This is a genomic window from Pseudomonas sp. S2_E02 (assembly GCF_054668355.1).
The window spans coordinates 6,097,305-6,118,235 of the sequence record NZ_CP162761.1; the positions used below are offsets into that span (position 1 = coordinate 6,097,305).

The 20,931-nt window shown below is 57.1% G+C and carries 11 protein-coding genes; 4 read left to right on the forward strand and 7 right to left on the reverse strand.

The window, feature by feature from the left end:
- Nucleotides 1–42 precede the first annotated feature (42 nt).
- Nucleotides 43–5,343, reverse strand: a complete 5,301-nt coding sequence (locus tag AB4O01_RS27380; RefSeq protein ID WP_460090108.1) for an SET domain-containing protein-lysine N-methyltransferase — start codon at nt 5,341–5,343, stop codon at nt 43–45.
- Nucleotides 5,344–5,646: 303 nt separating this feature from the next.
- On the opposite strand from AB4O01_RS27380, the gene AB4O01_RS27385 reads away from it, so the two are divergent.
- The 3 genes from AB4O01_RS27385 to AB4O01_RS27395 are packed head-to-tail and all read left to right on the forward strand — an operon-like array spanning nt 5,647 to nt 13,293.
- Entirely contained in the window at nt 5,647–6,879 is a 1,233-nt protein-coding gene (locus AB4O01_RS27385; protein ID WP_460090109.1) for a glycosyltransferase family 4 protein, read from the forward strand.
- A gap of 13 nt (nt 6,880–6,892) precedes the next feature.
- Entirely contained in the window at nt 6,893–7,747 is an 855-nt protein-coding gene (locus AB4O01_RS27390; RefSeq protein ID WP_460090111.1) for a hypothetical protein, read from the forward strand.
- Between the two features lie 2 nt (nt 7,748–7,749).
- Nucleotides 7,750–13,293 (forward strand): calcium-binding protein, encoded by a 5,544-nt coding sequence (locus AB4O01_RS27395; RefSeq protein ID WP_460090112.1) that lies wholly within the window; start codon nt 7,750–7,752, stop codon nt 13,291–13,293.
- Nucleotides 13,294–13,361: 68 nt separating this feature from the next.
- On the opposite strand, the gene AB4O01_RS27400 is transcribed toward AB4O01_RS27395, so the two are convergent.
- Entirely contained in the window at nt 13,362–14,474 is a 1,113-nt protein-coding gene (locus AB4O01_RS27400; protein WP_460090113.1) for an enoyl-CoA hydratase/isomerase family protein, read from the reverse strand.
- 132 nt (nt 14,475–14,606) lie between these two features.
- Here AB4O01_RS27400 and ung point away from each other — a divergent pair, with 132 nt between their 5' ends.
- Nucleotides 14,607–15,299 carry a uracil-DNA glycosylase gene (gene ung, locus AB4O01_RS27405; protein WP_007911441.1) on the forward strand — a complete coding sequence of 231 codons (693 nt, stop codon included), beginning with the start codon at nt 14,607–14,609 and terminating at the stop codon, nt 15,297–15,299.
- A gap of 119 nt (nt 15,300–15,418) precedes the next feature.
- Here ung and AB4O01_RS27410 read toward each other — a convergent pair whose 3' ends face one another.
- Genes AB4O01_RS27410 through AB4O01_RS27430 form a run of 5 tightly spaced genes read right to left on the reverse strand, consistent with a single transcriptional unit; the run spans nt 15,419 to nt 20,800 of the window.
- Nucleotides 15,419–16,453 (reverse strand): AbrB family transcriptional regulator, encoded by a 1,035-nt coding sequence (locus AB4O01_RS27410; protein WP_460090114.1) that lies wholly within the window; start codon nt 16,451–16,453, stop codon nt 15,419–15,421.
- Nucleotides 16,446–17,960 (reverse strand): tripartite tricarboxylate transporter permease, encoded by a 1,515-nt coding sequence (locus tag AB4O01_RS27415; RefSeq protein ID WP_016984709.1) that lies wholly within the window; start codon nt 17,958–17,960, stop codon nt 16,446–16,448. Before AB4O01_RS27415 ends, AB4O01_RS27410 begins: the two co-directional genes overlap by 8 nt.
- A 1-nt stretch (nt 17,961) precedes the next feature.
- Nucleotides 17,962–18,420 carry a tripartite tricarboxylate transporter TctB family protein gene (locus AB4O01_RS27420; RefSeq protein WP_016984708.1) on the reverse strand — a complete coding sequence of 153 codons (459 nt, stop codon included), beginning with the start codon at nt 18,418–18,420 and terminating at the stop codon, nt 17,962–17,964.
- Between the two features lie 56 nt (nt 18,421–18,476).
- Nucleotides 18,477–19,454, reverse strand: coding sequence for a Bug family tripartite tricarboxylate transporter substrate binding protein (locus AB4O01_RS27425; RefSeq protein WP_016984707.1), 978 nt, complete (start codon nt 19,452–19,454; stop codon nt 18,477–18,479).
- A 53-nt stretch (nt 19,455–19,507) separates the two neighbouring features.
- On the reverse strand, nt 19,508–20,800 hold the full coding sequence (locus tag AB4O01_RS27430; protein ID WP_460090116.1) for an OprD family porin: 1,293 nt from the start codon (nt 20,798–20,800) through the stop codon (nt 19,508–19,510).
- Nucleotides 20,801–20,931: the final 131 nt, after the last annotated feature.

Below are 20,931 nucleotides of genomic sequence, written 5' to 3' on the forward strand. Positions count from 1 at the left end.
ACGGATCAATGGCCGTCGGCGCTTTGACGCCTCAACGGGCAGTCAGCGACCAGGGTCCTGTTTAACCGCTATATCAGGTACGGGCTGATAGAGCAGGCCGTAATCCATCAGTAATTCATCACCCTTGCTGATGTCCTCTAGCGCCACGTAGAACGTCAGGTTTTTTCCCGCGGCAATGGAAATGACGTTGTTCGACTTCCATGCCGGCTCATTGCCCAGTTGTGAGGTATTGATCAGGCTCAGGGTATTGCCCGTGTGCAGCCCACTCACCGAGCGATTGCCCGAGCGTGTGCCGAACAAGTAAGTCAGCACTGCCCGTGAACCTTGTTTGCGTATCTCCTGAAACAACGACGCATCTGATTCATGAAACTTGCCTGCGTACGGTCCTAGCACTTCAAATTTGGCAATATCGCGTCGTGCCCACACTGACGCGCCGCGATTGGGTCCACCGTCATCCAGAGCCGTGAACACTTCCAGAGTTTGATCAAACCGCGATTGATGCTGTCCTTCGGTACGCAACCAGTCTTTGATCGATTCCTTGATCTGGCTTGAAACGTTTTTTTTGCTTGCGTTATCGAGACCGTCAAGCAGGCCATTCCAGTGGGCGATACGGATGTCATCTATCGGCCCCTCTAATGCATGGGTCAAACTGAGCCTGGAGTTCTTTGGGTCCTGCAGGATTGGCAATGTGTTGTCGACCTGATGAGGCAATGACGAGGACTTTCCGGTTTCAACCTTGATTGCGACTGGCAGGATGTCCGAGGAGGGGCCGGGAGCCTGTGCTGAGTTTTGTGGTGTGTCGGCAGACTTCTTCGGCTGGGTCGGGTCGACAGATTCCTGTGCAGGCCGCTTTTGTCCCGAACTTGTCTCGATTTGTTGAGGCGCGGGAGACAATGTGGTGTTTCTCCCTGCATGTTCGAGACGCCGCACAGCGGTATCTTTTAAGAGCCCATTAGCTCTGACAAGTCGTCGCCAAGAGTTGGGGCTTAATCCGTGCTGGCGTACGAATTCTTCAACTGTGACTGTGTTGTCCGACTTCTCGAAGAGCATTTTCCACTGGCTTAGATGCTCATCTCTAATCGGGTTGTAAACTACGCCTGCCGCCCTGTTCAACATCGCTTCACCGGCAGGTGCCAGGCTTCCATTTTGCCGGACAACTCTTTTAAACAAACCCGGATGAAGGTGATGAAGACCGGCAAATCCCTCCATGGTCATTGCATCACGCGACGGTTGTGTCATGGCTTGCCAATCACGAATATGCGCACCGGTCACCTGATTGACGGGTGTGCCGGCGGGGCGTTCTCGCACGATCATGCCCGCGGCGCTCAACTGTCCGTCAGGCTCCACATAGTACGCAAAGGTTTTGCCGGATAGCCCTTTCTGGCGGGTAAAACCCTCGCGGGTAAGCGACAGCTGTTCTGCTCGCGGTAATGCTTCCCAAGCCAATAAGTGCTCAGCAGTAATTAACTCAATCCGCCGGCCTGGCACATGAGCCGGCAGGCTCGCACTTGCATCAGGTTTTTGGGGCGCGGAGGGGAGTAGTGCAACGTCGCCCTCTGTTGGATAGAGACGCTGCGCAGTCGCATCTCGTAAAGATCCATTAGCTCTTACTTGCGCATACCAAGAGGTTGGGCTAAATCCGTGTTGACTGACGAACTCCGCTGCCGTGACCAAATTATCCGGTTGCCCGAATTTCCGGCTCCACTCACGTAGATGATCATCGGTAATCGCGTTATAGGCCGTGCCGGTTGCCCTGTTCAATAGCGCTTTACCGGCAGGCCCCAAGCTGCCATTGCGCCGCACAAAGCTTTTGAACGTCACCGGATGAAGGTGATGATGACCGGCAAATCCCTCCATGGTCATTGCATCACGCGCTCGTTGCGTCATGTTTTGCCAATGATCGATATGCGTTTGGGTCACTTTATTGAAGGGGGTATTGGCGGGGCGGTTGCGCACAATCGCGCCCGTAGCACTCAGTTGGCCGTCAGGTTGCACGTAGTACTCAAACGTTGGCCGGGACAGGTTATGTTGCCGGGCAAAGTCTGCACGACTCGTGTTCCCCTGTCCGTTACGCGACACCGCCTCCCAATTCAGTAGATGCTCGGCAGTGATCTTCTCCACCGGTCCCCCCGGAACCCGCGCCGGTAAAAGGGCTGGCGTGGCAGCGACCGGCACGGCGGACGTCTGCCGAGCTTGATCAAGACGCTGCACAGTCTCATCTTTCAGGGCGCCATCAACTTTAACGTGATGTCTCCAAGAGTTCGGGTTGAGCCCGTGTTCACGTATGAACTCTTGCGGTGTGACCGAGTTGTCCGGTTTCTCGAACAACCCTTTCCACGTGCGTAAATGGTCATCGGTAAGCGCGTTGTAAGAGCTGCCGGCCGCCCTGTTCAGCAGCGTTTCACCCGGGGGCCCGAGCCCGTCGGCTCGCACATAAGTTTTGAACGAGATCGGATTAAGGTGGTGGTGGCCGGCAAATCCTTCCATGGTCATTGCGTCACGCGCCGGCTGTGTCATGGTTTGCCAATCACGGACATGTACATGAGTCACCTTGTTGAAAGGGGTGTTGGCGGGTCGGTTACGCATGAGCAAGCCGGCAGCGCTCAATTGCCCCTCGGGTTCTACGTAGTACGCAAAGGTTTTGGCCGACACTCCGTTCTGTCGCGCAAAGCCCCGAATGGTCAGCCTCTTCTGTTCCGCTTGCGGCAACGCCTCCCAGGCCCGCAAGTGATCCGCCGTGATCTGCCCCCCACCAAACAATCCCAGTCGTTGCCACTGATCACCCTGGAGATGCTGGACCAGCAGACTGGTTTGCCGGTTGTCGTGATACACCCGCGCACGCACGACGCCGTCTTCCGTGCGAGTGACTTGCCTGACCTCGTACACCGCCGTGGTACCGCTGCCATCGGTATGGCGTATGTGGGAGAGGTGTCCGTCGGCGGCAACATACACCCCTTGGCTGTTGCGAGAGAGCCCGGCGATTCTGGAATCGGGCACACTGTAGCGGCTGAACAGGGTATGGCTCAGTTCGTCCCACCCATCGATGTGTGCAGCGAGCACTTCTCCGGCGACCGCCTGGGTGGCGACAGCGAATTCCTCGAGCGGGCTGCCGTAAGGTCGCATCGTGTCGGCATCAAATGAATACCATTGACCGCTCTTCAGCACGGCCGCCCCCTCCACAGTCTGGCCAGTTACTTTTACGGTGCCCGTTGCCGCCGCGTCATACTGTTTGCTGAGCGCTTTCAAGACATCGTAACTGTCGGCGGTCCCCCTGAGCCGGTTGACGGCTTTGGCGCCTCTGGATAGCAGATAAAGGCCACCGGTGCCCACGAGTCTGGCCAGATCACTCAAGCCACCCACCGGGTTGAGCACATCAATGGTGGCGACACCGATGACATGGGCGGTCTTCAATGCCTTGGCGCCGGTGGACAGAGCAGTCCTGCCGATTCTGATCAGTTTCCCTGCCGTGGCGACGCCCGCCGTGAGAAAACCGAATACATCCACGGTGAGATCAAACACCGCCTCGCCGTAGTTGCCCTTCTGGAAATTGACAATGGCGGATCTGAAGGGGATCAAGTTCAACAAAAACTCACCCAGCGGTTTGGGCCGGTAATATTCGTCCATGGGGGTTTGCCCGCGTGCGAGCTCTTTGATTGCGAGGTCATCCAGATCCAGATGTTGCACAAAGGCGTCGGCAATCGCACGGGACCGCGCGCTGCTGAAACTGCTCACCAGTGATTCGCTTAAAGCGAGCTCGCGACCCAGTTCATTTGCCGCTTCACGGGGGACAAGCTCTTTGGTCGTGAAGTATTTGTTGGCCTCCCTTGATTCCTGTTGCTTTGCCTTGTGCAGCGCCGTCCGTTCAATCGTGTCTTTATTGATGTTGATTTCATACGCCTGGAACGTGCCGCTCAGCTCCGTCCTGATGAGCAGCCCGGGCTCGTTGGGGCAAGGGGTATGATTGAAAAATCCATCCGAGACAAATGAACCTTGTTGGAAAAAGCTGACTTTTCCAAACCCGAAGTTCTTTTTGTCTTCTAGTGGGAGCAGGGAGATCATGTGCCTGATCGTTGTATTGACGGCGGCCTTTTTATCCAGAATTGAGCGGGCGAACTGCCGGTCGAAGGCTTCCCGCACACCGAACGTCGGGTTGTTATTCAATGCCTCGAGTGGGAGGCGGGTATCACTTGATGCAAGTGGACGCGGATTCGGCAAGTCCATCATTGCGTAATCCAGAAGCGAATGGATGCCACTGAAACCCGTCTGTCCACTCTCGCCACGATACGTATCCGTGTGGAGAGCCTTGACTTCGAAAAGCGTGCCCAGATCGCTAAACCGCTCTATCAGCAGGGCCAGGGCAATGTCTTTTCGTGTCGGTAATGCTTTGTCCAGAATCCTGGCGGCAGCAAGCCGCTCTTCAAGCTCTTGGTTAAATGTCGCTCTTATCGTTTCGAGTTGTCCGTCGGTGTAGGCGTCATCGTTTCTTTTCAGGATGATTTCGTTGGTGACAGCCCAATCGCGTAATACGGCTGTCTGAATGCGTTGAGTCGATGCCGGGTCAGCCCGGCGAGCACTTTCAGCCTTGCTCATGACTTGGGCAAGCGTCAGTCCGGGGACTTTGCCAGGTGTTTGTGCCTCGATGGCCATTGCCGCCATGGTCAGGTTGGCCCAGGCCAGACTGCCAACTTTCACATTTCGGGGAATGTCTGCAATCAGAAACTGCGGTGCCGACCTGCCTAGCAAAAGGTAGGCGCCGGTTTTCGCCAGGGCAGCGCTGGTTCTGCCTTCACGGCTTAAGTGTTCGGCGAGGTCATCGATGACTGCAGATGCATGCCGGCCGCAATGTCGATTGCTGGCCAGATCGAAGCCAGCTGTCTTGTTGCGAAGGGGGGCGGTGATCGACTCAGGATCCATCTGCAGTGCGATCCCCGCCAGCAGGTAATCCATAACGCTGCTATCGCTGTCGATGCCTTGCATTCTCTGTTGCAGCGTTTTGCCCATCAGTTGCCCTTGCGGGGAGCGGAGCAGCGCGTCGAGCATCTTTGCAGGGTCGTCTGTCACGTTCTCGGGAATAGGGTGGTCATAACGCAAGAACTCCAGCACACCGCCCTTGATCTGCATCACCAGCGGCTGGTCGCCCAAATGGTGTGCATGGCTCATGGTGATCAGACGCAAGCGGCGTTGTTCGTCCGCACTCAGGGGAATGGGCCAGGACAACGCCCCACCCAAGTTAGCCAGGGGAGTTGCCGGGGAGTCGATGTCATCAGGTCCTGGCGTGGATTGATCGTCAGGGGAGAGCCGTTGAGTCTGCGAAGGTGTGAGTACGAGGGTGTTGCCCGTCATGAGACTGTCCATAGTCAAAGAGTCATCCTTGGAAGCGCGCAGGTTGGCGCTTCCAGCGTTCACGAGTGTAAAAACACTCCGTGAATAAACGCCATAAACCAAGTATGAGTCTTTGCGTACAGGTCAAATGAGCCCTGCGCCGCTTTTTATGCCCGTCGAAAAAGTCGCCCCGTTAGCCATCTCCTAGGGCATTCCCAGACACTTCCTACAGTTTCATTTCCTTGCATTTGTTAGCGTCTGTTCGTGCCGATCAAGGTGAGCAAAACTCAGTTCAACAGCGGCGAATAAAAGGACGATGCCGCTATGAAGCTTCTTGTGATTCACCAAAACTTTCCGGGCCAGTTCCGTCATGTGGTGCTGGCGGCGATTGACAGGCGTTATGAGGTTTTGGCGATAGGTCGGGATACGGCGCCGGGTATCGCTGGGGTGAAAATATATCGATACCGCGCTGCCAGCCGAGCACCGGGCGGTATTCACCCCTACCTGACCCGTTACGAACAAGCGGTGACTGATGGACAGAAGGTTTCTGAAATTCTGAGCCGGCTGAAACATTCGGGTTATCGGCCGGACGTGATTCTCGCTCATCCCGGATGGGGGGAAACGCTGTTCGTCAAGGATGTCTATCCTGACGCGCCGCTTATTCACTATTGCGAATATTACTATCGGGCGCAGGGCGCAGATTCCGGGTTCGACCCTGAATTCCCGCGAGCCACAAGAGAGTCATCAAGGCTGCGAGTGCTCAATTCGCTGCATCTTTTGAATCTTGAGCAATGTGACATTGCCATTGCGCCCACGCGGTGGCAGCGCAGTCTGTTTCCTGCAGCTTATCAGTCGGCCATTCGGGTTATTCACGAGGGCGTCATTCAAAGTTCCAGTTTGGCGAAAACTGGGGCCGTCAGGTTGCCCAATGGCGTCGAACTGAGAGCCGGGCAGCCGATCGTTACTTATGTCGCGAGGAATCTTGAGCCTTATCGCGGGTTTCACAGTTTTATGCGAGCGATCCCGCATATTCAAGCTGAGTGTCCCGATGCGCAGATAATCATAGTGGGCGGTGATGACGTCAGTTATGGGGGTAAGCCGGTTGGCTATGCAAATTGGCGCAGCAGGATGGAGGCAGAGGTAAGTTTCGATCATTCCACCGTTCATTTCACAGGGAAGCTTCCTTACCAGACTTATCGGGCAGTTCTGGACTGTTCAAAGGTTCATGTTTATTTGACGTATCCGTTTGTTATGTCGTGGTCGTTACTGGAGGCGATGGCGGCTGGGTGTGTGGTAGTAGCGTCGGATACGGCTCCGGTAAGGGAGGTGATCGTCGATGGTCACAATGGAATGCTGGTGGATTTCTTCGATCATCACGGTATCGCCAAACGTATTGCCAAGGTTCTTGATTCCGTTGATGAGTACGACTGCCTGCGCCGCGCTGCGAAGTTGACGGCGAGCAGATTTGATGTGGCGTACGGCACGAAACACTACTTTGAGGTATTTGAAAGCGCGATGTTCGGGCATCTCAAGAAACAGCCTACTCGTCAGTTTTAATGGAAGATTTGAAATGCTCCGGATGTCGCGTAAGCCATGGGTTAAATGTTTTAAGAAGTTGTTGAAATACGGCTTGTTTATTTATGCCTGTTATTGCGTGGTGGATTTTTATATCCGTGAAGAACAAGTCGCCGCGGCGATGGCAATCTATTACGCGGATCAGGAGGCCTGCCAAAAGAAGCTGGCGAGCATGAAGCAGGTGCCCATACTGGGCGGTAGCTATGTGGATAAGACTCTGGTCCCGGAGTTTTATGTGGGCATGCCTGAACTGGCGAATAAGAAAGCGTGCCTTGCCAATACGCTCAAGGGGCATTTCTGGTGGACCGGGACGGAGATACGGTCGTACCACGATCAGAGTGTAAAGCCGACTCCTGAAAGTTGGCGTCTTTATAAATTGACCGCCGGGCTTTATACAAAAAAAGAGACTACCGAGCCCCATGAGCGGGGCTATCGACACGTCAACTGGCCCGATGAGTTGATTGTGAAGTTGACTAATTATCCGGGGTTAGAGATTTGGCTGGATGCTCCGCCGCCGCATTTCAAGAATGTGGATTCCGTCAGAACGTTTGTCATTACTGGCTGGCCGCGGCGTGATGGCACCCCTCGGTTGATAGGCTGTGACGGTTTGATTCGCCCGGCTTCCGAGGAACAACTGACTGACGAGAAATTGGCAAGGTTCAGCAGATCAGAATTGGAAAATCTGGATTTTGGCAAGTTGAACTTTTTCTGCACTGTCAATCTGGATAGCTTTGACTTTGCTGGGGGGCACGGCAGCGTAGACCTCGGTCTATCGTCATTACGCGAAACACCTGAGATGCTCAAGTTTCTCAGTGATTATCTTTCACGCTCAGTTATTACAAGGAAGTAACAATGACTTATGTTTTTAGCGATATTGAAAAAACAGCGATCTTTAACGCAGCCAATATTTGCAAAGGTATGAGGCTTCTCTCAAAAAAAATTGAGTACGAGGCACTGGGAATAGCAGGGGCTAGCTGCGCTCCCCTGTATCAAACACTATTCGATATTATTGGCGGAAGAGTTTCTGAGGTTACCGTTGTCGATAATGAAGCGGGAAAAATTCTGAAAAGCGCCAGGCTCTGGCTTGCCGTGGCCATTGATGCCAACGGTGGAAACGGTGCCTACTCCGCCCTGATTCGCGGCTACACCTCGCGGCAAGGTGAACTGAGATTGAATAAAATCTTCAGTGAAAACCTGATGCAGCTGTCATCGAATCAGGTCGCCGCCAATTTCATCAATACCTTGATCGACGGATCCCTCGCGGGTCGGCTGGCACCCTGGACGGTTCCATCCATCAGCCAGATTGCAGAGATTGATGCCAGTGCGATCGGCAAGGCACTGTTTAGTGAGGCTTGCGGAGAGAAGGATACCGCCGTGAGCCATAACGCCGGCTGGTCAGGGACAGTCGGATTCAGCCTGTTGGGTGGAGCGCCGCCTTATGAAACCTGGAGATTGATCTCTGCGGGTGATGCGCAAGGGGAAGATGGCGGCCCGCCGACTCAAACAAAAGCCAACAGGCTCGATGACTATAAAAATATTCTGTTCGCCATCGATTCCTACAGTGTCGGCCTGCGAGCGGCGATCAGCAATTTCGGCGTCAATCCATTGCAAAGTCTGCTTTCCGTCGTGCCAGAGCAAATCAATATCGCGCTCGCCAGTGGCAGCCTCAATCCGCTGATTCAGCATGTAGTGAAAGGCACGCCGGTTTCCGTCGTAGTCGACCTGATATTGCGCTATGGCCAGAACGAATTCCTCGACATGTTCAAGCGCACCTACGACGGCGATTCAGCAGCGCCACCTACCACCGATGAAACCTTCGCCACCAACGCTTACGCATTCTTCTCGGCATTTTCACCGGAGCAGTCCCAAAGCATCGTCACCCGATCAATAGGTGAATACGGAAACGCCAACTCATGGGCAAAACTGGCTGGCGAGTCGACATCCATCGGCCCGGCGTTGCGCAATTCCCTGAAGCAACTCAGTGAAATCGTCATCGAGCGCGATGACGGTTACCCCGGACGCGGACTGGAACTCTACGATCCGCTGACCGGCGAAGGTTTCATCACCGCGCAATGGCTTGCCGATCGTGCGCAGATGTTGGCCCGGTTGATTGCCCGAACCCAGGGCTCGTTTGGAGAACACTCGCTGCAGAAGTTTTCCTACTCCGATCTCGCTTCAGCCAAACAGGCGCCGATGACCACCGGTGTGTTGAATCCGCTGGTCATGTTCGGCGATGACGGTGCGCGGTCTTTCGCGGGCGGTGCGAACACTGATCATCTGTATGGCGGCGCGGGCAATGACACGATCAACGGACTGGCAGGTCACGATGTCATCGAGGGTGGACGCGGCAACGACTTGCTTGCCGGAGGCGACGGCAATGATGCGCTGTACGGAATGGCCGGTGATGATGTTCTGGTCGGAGGAAAGGGTAACGACTCTTTGATCGGTGGCGAGGGCAGCGACCGCTATGAGTTTTCCAGCGGTGATGGCATCGATGAGATCTTCGACGCCAACGTAAATGGGCAGTTATGGATTAACGGCTCGCCGATTCCTTCACTCAAACGTCGCGCCCCTTTGAGCAATATCTGGTCGACCGAGGATCAGGCCATCACCCTGACCCTCATCGAAGAACTCACTGAACCCACCCTCAACATCAAATATGGCCTGAACGACCTCGTCGTTATCAAGAACTTCCGCCCCGGGATGCTTGGCATCCGACTTCCTGAACACCAAGACCATACGGTCTCTACTCCCGATCTGGTTCTCCAGGGCGACTGGAAAGCGAAAGATATCGACCCCAATGTTCCCGGTGATCAGTTCTCATACGATGAGTTGGGCAACGCCTTGCTATTGCCCAACGTAAAACAGAGAAACAAGGCCGATGTGCTCTACGGCTCTGCAAAAGACGACATCATTCTCGGACTTGGTGGATCAGACCGATTGTTCGGCAAGGACGGAAACGATCAGTTGTTTGGGGATAAACAGACGACGCTCGAAAAGGCCATGGCCGCTGGCGACGTTAAAGGGAAAACAGCTCGAGGTGATTGGCTTGATGGCGGGGCAGGCCACGATTTGCTCATCGGTACGGCATCCCAGGACGTGCTTCTGGGCGGTAACGATCGGGATACGCTGATTGGAGGTGCGGGAGATGACGTTTTATCAGGGGATGAAACGACCGGCGCGCTGGAGCAGAAATGGGGATTCAAACGCGTCGACGTTCTTATAGACGGTGGTGTCACCAGTCACCGAACTGTCTTTTCAAAGGCCTCCTTTAACAGTTCGACGCAGGGCGATAACGATGTTCTCTACGGTCAGGGCGGTCGCGATGTTCTCAATGGTGGATGGGGTGAGGATCTGCTTGATGGCGGAACTGAAGATGATCTTCTTGGAGGGGATGGCGGGGATGACACACTGGCCGGAGGAAGTGGTAACGACACATTAATGGGAGACAACCTCGATTGGGGCGGTGGACTGCAAAGCAAACACCATGGCAACGATGTATTGGACGGTGGCAGTGGCGATGATTGGCTCGCTGGTAACGGTGGAGCCGATGCGATTTATGGTGGCTCTGGCAATGACACTCTCCACGGGGATGACGATGTACTGAACGGCGTTGCCGGTGACGCCGCCCACTTTTTTGGAAATGACCTGCTGGACGGTGGTGCGGGAGACGACACACTTTTGGGGGGCGGGGCGGATGATCTGCTGTTCGGAGGTGAAGGTAACGACGCGCTGGCCGGGGACAATGCTGAGCATCCGGTTCGTTATCACGGTAATGATTTACTTGATGGTGGAGCGGGCGATGACACACTTCAGGGAATGGGTGGCTCCGATACTCTGATCGGCGGGGCAGGAGCTGACGCGATGGATGGCGATGTGTCCAACCTGCAGTCAGGTGGAATCAACAATGATTACCTTCAAGGCGATGAAGGAAACGATACCCTTCTGGGAGGCTTGGGCGCCGACACGCTTTATGGCGGCGCAGATGATGACATTTTATCCGGCGACTACGCGCAGACAGCCGAAGCCGAACATGGCGCAGATTATCTGGACGGTGGTTCAGGCAACGATACCTTGCTCGGCGGTGGTGGCAACGACACGTTATTGGGCGGGGAGGGTGTAGACCACCTTCGTGGGGATTCCGGCAATAACGTTTTTGATGGCGGGGCCGGTAACGACGTGCTGGAAGGCCATGACGGTGCTGATGTTTACTATTTCGGGGTGGGTGATGGTCTTGACGTTATCACCGATTCAGGTGGCAGCAATGTCATCAAGTTCGGTGCCGGGTTCTCTGCGGAAAGTTTGAAAGCCGACATTATTGATGTTTCCGTAGGCCGGGTATTGCGGCTGTTCAATGGCGCGGGCGACGCGATACTCATCAGGAGTCACGAGCAGTGGAAGGATTCCACATTCAGTTTCAGCGATGGCGTTGTACTTGGTTATGAGGATGTCCTGCGCAAAACATTGCCGTCGATAAAGGTGCCCGAGTCACCTGTACCGGAAGTTGTAACCGCCACAGGAATCCAGCAAAGCAAAGTTGATGACCCGGTTCTGCCAGACGATGTAACCATCGCGGCGCAACGCCCTGTGGCATCTGATCACTCCGTTGACTGGACTGAAAAATTCCTCGCGCAAATCAAATCCAGACGCTCCGCCCGCAAACACGCCACAGGTTTCACCTTGAGTGATCAAGGCGTCTGGGTTCGCAGTCATATCACGACTAGCGACACCGGTTACATCACTCACACCGAGCTGAGCGATGACAGCGTCGAAGCGGGAACACTGTCTGAAACGCCGCCATGGATGAAGGTTGATGCGGGGCATGCCGTGGTCAGTGAAAGGCAGTCGAAAACCACAACCCGTGTCGAACATAAACAGGTGAAAGCCGATGGGACGATAGCCTCTTCACGTCAGGCGCCTCGCTATTATCGATCCGGCTCGGCTACCGGCTTTTCATTCAATACGGGAGATGTATTGGTTGAAGACCGTAAGGAATCCGGCACGCTTGAGGGCTGGTACATCTATCCGGCAGCAAGCTTCGGTTCGGGGGAAACGGTGCCCAAGGCGTTTCGCTGGGATGTCACAACTGAAACGATCAAACGCAAAATCGTCCCAGGCGACGATGCCGGCGGGCGAGTCAACGTCGAAGTGGAAAACGTTTTCCACGGCGGCGCGGGAGACGATCTGATTGTCGCTTATGCAGGCTCCCCACTTGACTACGGCACTATCGGCGACAGAACACCGGGCGCGTTTTTATCCGCAGGTGCAGGTGACGATACCTTGCTGGGCTCCGAGGGCGCCGACTATCTGGTCAGCGGGGCAGGGGATGATTGGCTTTACGGTGAAGACGGTGCCGATACCTACATCGTGCAAGCGCACGCCGGAGCAACTACCACGATTGCGGATGTGCCGAACCCTGTTTTCCACCGAGCAGAAGTTGGCGCAGCGGGGTGGAAAGACGAGTACGGATTGATCGATCAGGACACTGTCGTCCTTCCAGCAGATGCGCAGTGCGATGCACTGCAATTGAGCTGGGGTGCTGCGCTGATAGAAACCACACATGTCGAGCTGGAACCCAACCCAGGTCGCGGGGCACACCGCAATCCGCCAAGAGCGAAAATGCTCCATCCGACACTCGATATCAATTGGGGTGGGATACAGAAAGTTCGCATCGTCTTGCCCCTCAATGGTGAACTCGAGGGGGCCGGGATTGAGCTCTTGAATTTCGCCGATGGGTCGGTCGTGAGTTTGAAACAACTCTTGGAGTCAAGTCAGCTAGGCCCTGCGCCCGAGACTTTTCATACGGGTGTAACCGTTAACAATTCAACGCGTTTTACGTCTCTGCGAGACGGACGGGCGCTGCCGTTAGTCGGTGGTCGAGGCAACGACACGATAAGCGGCGCGGGGGAAATCCGAGGCATGGAAGGGGATGACGTGCTCACGGGCAGCCCCGGTGATGATCTGCTGTTGGGTGGGCCGGGCAATGACACGCTAACCGGCGGCGCCGGAAATGATATCTACCGATACGATGGCCTCGGCAGGGACGTGATCATCAATCGCGGAGACGGCCTTGACGGGATCGACTTTTCCGAACGCAGGCTGACGATCGACAACTTGAAGTTTCACCGTGAGCGCGATGATCTGGTGATCGTGGTGGATTACGGCATGGCACCGAAAATCCGGGTTTCCAATCATTTTGCCGCAGGCGAAAGCGCTATCGGCTTCATAAGAGTCAGCGAAGGAACAGCGACTCAAGACTACAGCGCGATGCAGATTGCTGAACGTCTGCATCCTCTTCCGCCATTGAGGGATGTCGAAGACATTTTGATAAAGGGCGACGAAGAAGCGCAGCGGGCGATGACGGAGATCATTCAGTTTTACGAGCTGAATGTCTGAGTCTTATGGCGACCGATTGAGCCAGCTCGCGATGGGGATCCAGTCGTCATCGCGAGCATCGCGTCAGTTCAATACTGCGTCAGATCCGCCAACGGATGTCGGCCCTCCCAAACCTTGTGAAAGTGCGCCTCGACCACTGCATCCGGCACGTGATTGACGTCCGGCCAATGCCAGTGCGGCTTCTGATCCTTGTCGATCAACCGCGCGCGAACCCCTTCGCTGAATTCCGGATGCCGGCAGCAATTGAGACTCAGGGTGTATTCCATCTGAAAGACTTCGGCCAGCGACATATGGCGGGCGCGGATGATCTGTTCCCAGACCAGATGCGCGGTCAGTGGCGAGCCTTCGCTCATGGTTTTTGCTGCCCGCGCGATCAACGGATCGATGCTGTCGCGTTGCAGGCTGATGGCTTTCCAGGCGCAGGTCACGTCGCTGACGTCGAGCAGTTCGTCGATCTGCTGACGACGTGGCAACCACTGTGCCTCGGGCATCTGCGCCACGGCTTCCTGCTGCAGGGCCTTGAGCAGACTGTTGAGTTGCATGTCGGTCTGTTCCTGCCAATTCAGTTGCAGCAGGCCTTCGATCAGTTGCGGCTGTTGTTCGTCAAGCAGGAAGCGATCAGCCAGATCCAGATCGATCGCATCACGACCGTTCATGTGCGCACCGGTCAGGCCCAGAAACAAGCCGAGCTTGCCCGGCAGCCGTGCGAGAAACCAACTGGCGCCGACGTCCGGGTACAGACCAATGGTGATTTCCGGCATGGCCAAACGGCTGCTCGGTGTGACGATCCGCGTACTGGCGCCTTGCAACAGGCCCATGCCGCCGCCGAGCACGTAGCCATGGCCCCAGCAGATCAGCGGTTTTGGATAGGTGTGCAGGCTGTAATCCAGGCGGTATTCCGCGCCGAAAAACTGCGCGGCCAGCGGCGGGACTTCGCCGGGATGGGCGCGACAGGCCTCGACCAGGCTGCGCACCTCGCCGCCGGCGCAGAAGGCTTTGGCGCCGTTGCCGCGCAGCAGGACGCAGACGATTTGTGGATCCTTGGCCCAGGCGTTCAACTTGTCGCTGAGGGCGTTGATCATCGGCAGGGACAGCGCATTCAGCGATTTTTCAGCATCCAGGCTGGCGATACCGATGCGGGCGCCGTCGGTGCCGGTGAGTTCTTCGACGTGCAGATTCATCGTGACCTCGATCGGGAATTTGAACGATCAGTATGATCGTTGTGTGGGAAAGTGCCGGATCTGCATCAGATCATTTGACAAGCGTGGTCGGCTTTCCTAGGGTTCGCCCCATTGTTTTTGCCGGGTATGACCATGACTGCTGACGACCGTATCAAACTCGAACCGAGCTGGAAGGAGGCACTGCGTGCTGAGTTCGACCAGCCGTACATGGCAGAGTTGCGCCAGTTTCTGCAGCAGGAGCGGGCGGCCGGCAAGGAAATCTATCCGCCGGGACCGATGATTTTCAACGCGCTGAACTCGACGCCGCTGGATAAAGTGAAGGTGGTGATCCTCGGCCAGGACCCGTATCACGGCCCGGGCCAGGCCCACGGCTTGTGCTTCTCGGTGCAACCGGGCGTGCCGGCGCCGCCGTCGCTGGTCAATATCTATAAAGAGTTGAAGCGCGACCTGAACATCGATATTCCCAATCATGGCTACCTGCAGAGCTGGGCCGATCAGGGCGTGTTGATGATCAACACCACCATGACCGTCGAGCGTGCCAACGCCAATGCGCATAAAGACAAGGGCTGGCAGTTCTTCACTGATCGGATCATCGAGCTGGTCAGCGAGCGCCAGCCGCATCTGGTGTTCATGCTCTGGGGCGCGCACGCGCAGAGCAAGCAGAAGCTGATCGATGCGACCAAGCATCTGGTGCTGACGTCGGTGCATCCGTCACCATTGTCGGCATATCGCGGGTTCTTGGGTTGTGGACACTTCAGCCGGACCAACAAGTTTCTCGAGCAGAATGGCGAGACGCCGATCGAGTGGCGTTTGCCGCCGATTTGATCGGTTGGCTGAGCGGGCCCCTTCGCGAGCAAGCTCGCTCCCACATTGGTTTTGCGGCGTTCACATGACCAATGTGGGAGCGAGCTTGCTCGCGAAGAAGGCAACTCGGTCTTGCAGACTTACTCGGGATTACGATTCCAGTACTTGAACAACGGCTCCGCCAGAAACAGCACAAACAGCAACCGCATCACCTGCATCGCCGTCACCAACGGCACCGACAATTGCAGCGTCTCCGCCGTCAGACTCATCTCGGCAATCCCGCCGGGCATCATGCCCAGCGTCAGCGAACGCAGATCCAGATGGGTCAAAGCACTCAACCCCAACGCCGCCAGTGTCGCAATCAACATGGTCAACGCCGTGCCGATCAATGTCCGCCCCATGAATGAAGGCGCACGGCGGAAAAACTGCCGATTGAAGTGACAACCCAGACCGCTGCCAATCAACCACTGACCAATCTGACTGCCGCCATTGGGCAAACCAATGTGTAAATCCCAGCCAATGCTCGCCGCCGCACTCACCAGCAACGGTCCGAACAGCCACGGATTGGGTTGGCGCAAACGTTGCCAGAGCCACGCAAGCAAACCGCCCGCCGGAAACAGAATCGCCAGCCAGCGCCAATCGACGCTGCCAGCGTGGGAAATCGGTGTGCCGTCGCCGAGCAAATATTTGAACGCCGCCGGCACACACAGCACCACCACCAGCACCCGCAAACTTTGCCCCGCCGCGACGTGGCTGAGCATCGCGCCGTTACGGGCGCCGAGGTTGACCATCTCCCCGGAACCGCCGGGCATGCTCGAGAAAAACGCCGTGGCGCGGTCCTCGCCGGTGCGGCGCATCAGCCAGACGCCGACCACCGCCGACAAACTGGTGACCAGCGCACCGAAGAAGATCAAACCGAAATGACTGAGCACCTGCTCCATCACCACCGGGGTGAAGTGCAGGCCAATCCCGATGCCGACGATCCACTGACCGCACTTGCGGCCGCCAGGGATTTCCGTCAGTTGCCACGGGGTCAGGCAGCGCACGAGGATGATCGCCAGCAACGAGCCGACCATCCACGGCAGTGGCCAGCCGATCTGGCTGGCGAGGTAACCGCCAAGCAGACCGACCAGCGGGGTTCCCCACCAGGATTTCAGTGAGGCGCGATCAAACATCGGCAATGGCGCGGCGCGCGACCGAGCGTTTGCGCCAGATGCGGATGATCGGCATCAGCAGCATGATCGCCGTCAGCACCCAGACACCGAGGGTGATCGGGCTCGACCAGAGGATTTCCAGCGCACCGTTGGAGATCGACAGGGCGCGACGCAGGTTCTGCTCCATCAACTCACCGAGGATGAAGCCCAACAGCAGCGGCGACAGCGGGAAGTCCAGCTTGCGCAGGATGTAACCGAAGATGCCGATACCGATCATCAGGAACAGGTCGAACGTAGTGGCGTGCACCGCGTAGACGCCGATCCCGGTGATGATCGCGATCACTGGCACCAGTGCCCAGTTCGGCACGGCAAGGATGCGGGTGAAGATGCGGATCATCGGGATGTTGAGGATCACCAGCATGATGTTGGCGATGAACAACGAGGCGATCAGGCCCCAGACGATGTCCGGTTGTTGCTGGAACAGCAGCGGACCCGGGGTGATGTTGTACAGCGACAGGGCGCCGATCATCACCGCCGTGGTGCCCGAGCCGGGTACGCCGAGGGTCAGCATCGGCACCAGCGCACCGCAGGCTGCGCCGCCGATCGCGGTTTCCGGCGCGGCGAGGCCACGGGGGTCACCTTCACCGAACTTGCCGCTGGCGCCGGCCAGACGTTTTTCGGTCATATAGGCCACGGCACTGGCGAGGGTCGCGCCGGCACCCGGCAACACGCCCATGATGAAACCCAGCACGCCGCAACGGACGTTGACCACGAATACCGAGGCCGCTTCCTTGAAGTTGAACATCATCCGGCCGGTGGCTTTCACCGCTTCCTGGCCATGGTGGGTTTTTTCCAGCAGCAGGAGAATTTCGCTGATCGAGAACAGACCCAGCACCAACACGACGAACTGAATGCCGTCGGTCAGGTGAATGTTGTCGCCGGTGAAGCGGTACACACCGCTGTTGGCATCGATGCCGACCGTTGACAGGAACAGACCGATCAACGCGGCAATGAATGTTTTCAGCGGACGGTCACCGGCCATGCCGCCGAGACAGACGATCGCAAACACCATCAGCACAAAATATTCCGCGGGGCCAAAAGCAATCGCCCATTTCGCCAGCAACGGTGCGAAGAGGACCATGCCGCAGGTGGCAATGAACGCGCCTATGAACGAACTCCACGCCGACAGCGACAGCGCCACACCGGCCAGGCCTTTGCGGGCCATCGGGTAACCGTCGAGGGTGGTCATCACGGTGGAGGCTTCGCCTGGAATGTTCAGCAGGATCGAACTGATCCGGCCGCCGTATTCGCAGCCCAGGTACACCGCTGCCAGCAGGATCAGCGCCGACTCCGGTGGCAGGCCGAGGGCAAATGCGATCGGGATCAGCAATGCTACGCCGTTGATCGGGCCCAGGCCCGGCAACAGGCCGACGACGGTGCCGATCAGTGTGCCGCACAGCGCGGTCACCAGGTTGTACGGGCTCAGCGCGACGCCGAAACCCTGACCCAAATAGCCAAGAGTATCCATATCAGTTCTCCAGAACGCTGAGCAGGCCGAGAGGCAGCGGAACGTCCATTACACGGTCGAACAGCAGGTAAAGACCGATCGCCATCAGGCTGATGATCACCACACTCGGTAGCCAGCGGCCGCCGTACAGGCGAGCCATCGGAACGCCGGTGATGATGCTGGCGATGATGAAACCCAGGGGTTCGAACGTGCCGGCGAATACCAGCAGCAGGACGACGCAAGCGGCGATCTTGATCAGGGTTTCGCGATCCAGTGGCGGCTCGTCATCGCTGTGTTTGATCGGTGCCGGGCGGAACACCATGTACAGCAGCGCCGCGCCCATCAGGCCGAGCATCAGCAGAGGGAAGGCGCGCGGGCCCACCGGTTCGTAGGAAAAAGCCGCTTGGTACGGCCACGCCATCAGTGCCAGGCCGGCACAGACCAGCAACAGCACTGAGGCGAAAATGCGTTGAATAAGCATGGGAGCTCCTGTGCCGCGTCCCCATCACCGGGAACGCAGCCGCTAGACAGAGGCGATCACTGGATCAGGCCGAACTCTTTGGCCAGCACTTTGTAGTCCGCCACCTGCTTCTTCACGTAGGTGTCCAGTTCCGGGCCGGTCATGGCGAACGGGAACAGTTCACGCTGATCGCGCAGCTTGGCGAAATCCTCGGAGGCCAGCAGTTTGTCGAACGCGTCTTTCCACCAGGCGTAGTCTTCATCGCTGACTTTTGGCCCGAGGTAGAAGCCGCGTACCACTGGCCAGACAATGTCATAGCCTTGCTCGCGAGCGGTCGGGATGTCTTTCATCTCCGGCTCGTCGAGACGTTTGTCGGCGAACACCGCGAGCAGGCGCATGTCACCGCTCTGGATGTGCGGCATGGAGTCGGAGATGTCGGTGCTGCCGACCTGGATGTGACCACCGAGCAGGGCGGTAGCGATTTCGCCGCCACCTTCAAGCGCAACATAACGCAGGTCACGCGGGTTGATCCCGGCAGCCTTGGCGATCAGTGCAGTTTGCATCCAGTCCTGGCTGCCGACGGTGCCGCCGGAGCCGATCACCACGGAGCTTGGATCTTTCTTCAGTGCCTGAACGAGATCGTCGAGGGTCTTGTAGGGCGAATCGCTCTTCACCGCGATGGCGCCGTAGCTGGTGCCAACCGCTGCCAGCCAGCGCACGTTGGTCTCATCGAAGCGACCGAACTTGCCCTGAGCCAGGTTCAACAGCGAACCGCTCGACCACGCCACCAGCGTGCCGGCATCCGCCGGACGTTGCGCGACCACGGCGTTGTACGCCACCGCGCCGACACCGCCGGGCATGTAGGTCACGCGCATCGGTTTGGTCAGCAGTTTCTGGTTGACCAAGGCGCTCTGCGCCAGTTTGCAGGTCAGGTCGAAACCACCGCCGGGGGAGGCCGGGGCGATACATTCCGGACGTTTCGGCTCGGCCATCAGTTGGCCGGCAAACAGGATGCAACTGGCGGCCAGTGCAACTTTACGCAGTGACAGGTTCATTCGATTCTCCACGGGCATTGTTGTTATTCGACGTGTTTTTCACTTACGGGCATTTACCAAAGTGCAACGCTATAGCTCACCAGCAAACGCACTTCGTCTGCATCGCGAGCCGAATAGTTGGAGCGGTAAGTGGCATTACGCAAACGCACGGCGACATCCTTCAAGGCGCCGCTTTGTACTACATATTTGATCTCGGTGTTGCGTTCCCACTCTTTGCCTTCTTCACCGTTTTTGAGCTTGATGTTGTCACCGCTCAAGTAGCGGCTCATGAAGCTCAGGCCTGGAATGCCGAGTTTGGCGAAGTCGAAGTCGTAGCGAGCCTGCCAGGAGCGTTCTTCAGCTCCGGCGAAGTCGTTGATCTGCACGAAGTTGACCAGGTACGGGTCGCTGCCATCGACATAAGGGAAGGCGCTGTCGCCAGACATGTGCTGATAACCGGCGCTGAACTTGTGGCCGCTCAGCGCATAGCTGACCAGACCGTTGAGCGAGCGGTTGTCGATCTCGCCGCCACGGGCTGCGCCCTGATCATCACTGACGGCGAAACGCAGGTCAGTGGCAAACGTGCCGGGACCCATAGGTCGCGAGGCAACGAGGCCGAAGAAGTGCTGGTTGTAGACTTCGTCGAGTTGGGCGAAGTGGTAACTGCCGGTGATCTTGTCGGTGAACTTGTAGTCCACGCCGCCAAAATCGAAGTGCTTGCCAGCGGCGGTGCCGGCAAAACGGCTGTTCTTGTTGTTGAGGGCGATGTCCTCGAAATCGGTGCTGTCGCGATCCTTGGCTTTCTCCAGGCGGCCGCCGGTGAAGGTCAGGTTCTTGATCTCTTTGGAGGTCAGCAAGCCGCCTTCAAAGGTCTGCGGCAGGATGCGCCCGTCGTTCGGTTTGAGGATCGGCAGTTCAGGAATCAGGCTGCCGATTTTCAGCTCGGTGGCGGAAATTTTCACTTTGCCGGTCAGGCCGACTTTGGAGTATTCATCCGCCGCGCGCCCGTCATCATGGGTCGGCAGCAGGCCGGTACCGGTGCGGTCCGGGCTTGAATCAAGTTTGACCCCGAGCATGCCCAGCGCATCGACACCGAACCCCACGGTGCCGTCGGTGTAACCCGATTGCAGATTGAGCATGAATCCCTGAGCCCATTCGTCACGCTTGGACTGCTGAGCACTGCTGCCATCGCGAAAGTCGCGATTGAAATACATGTTGCGGGTTTCGAACGTGGCGCTGCTGTCGTCAATGAAGTCGGCAAAACTCAACGGCGAAAAACCGGCAAGAGCGGCGGCACTGGCAAGGGCGGTGTGGCTGAAACGGGAAGGGCGGACAGGCGTGGAGGCCTGAGGCTGCATGGACGGCATGCGGGTGTACTCCGTTTATTGTTCTTATTGGTCGAAAACGCTTCGAGGCGTTTTTCTTTACGCTGTGTGGCATCAGCGACGGCAGTTCGAACTGTCCGTGGGCCGACTCTAACCGGCTAACCTTTCACTAA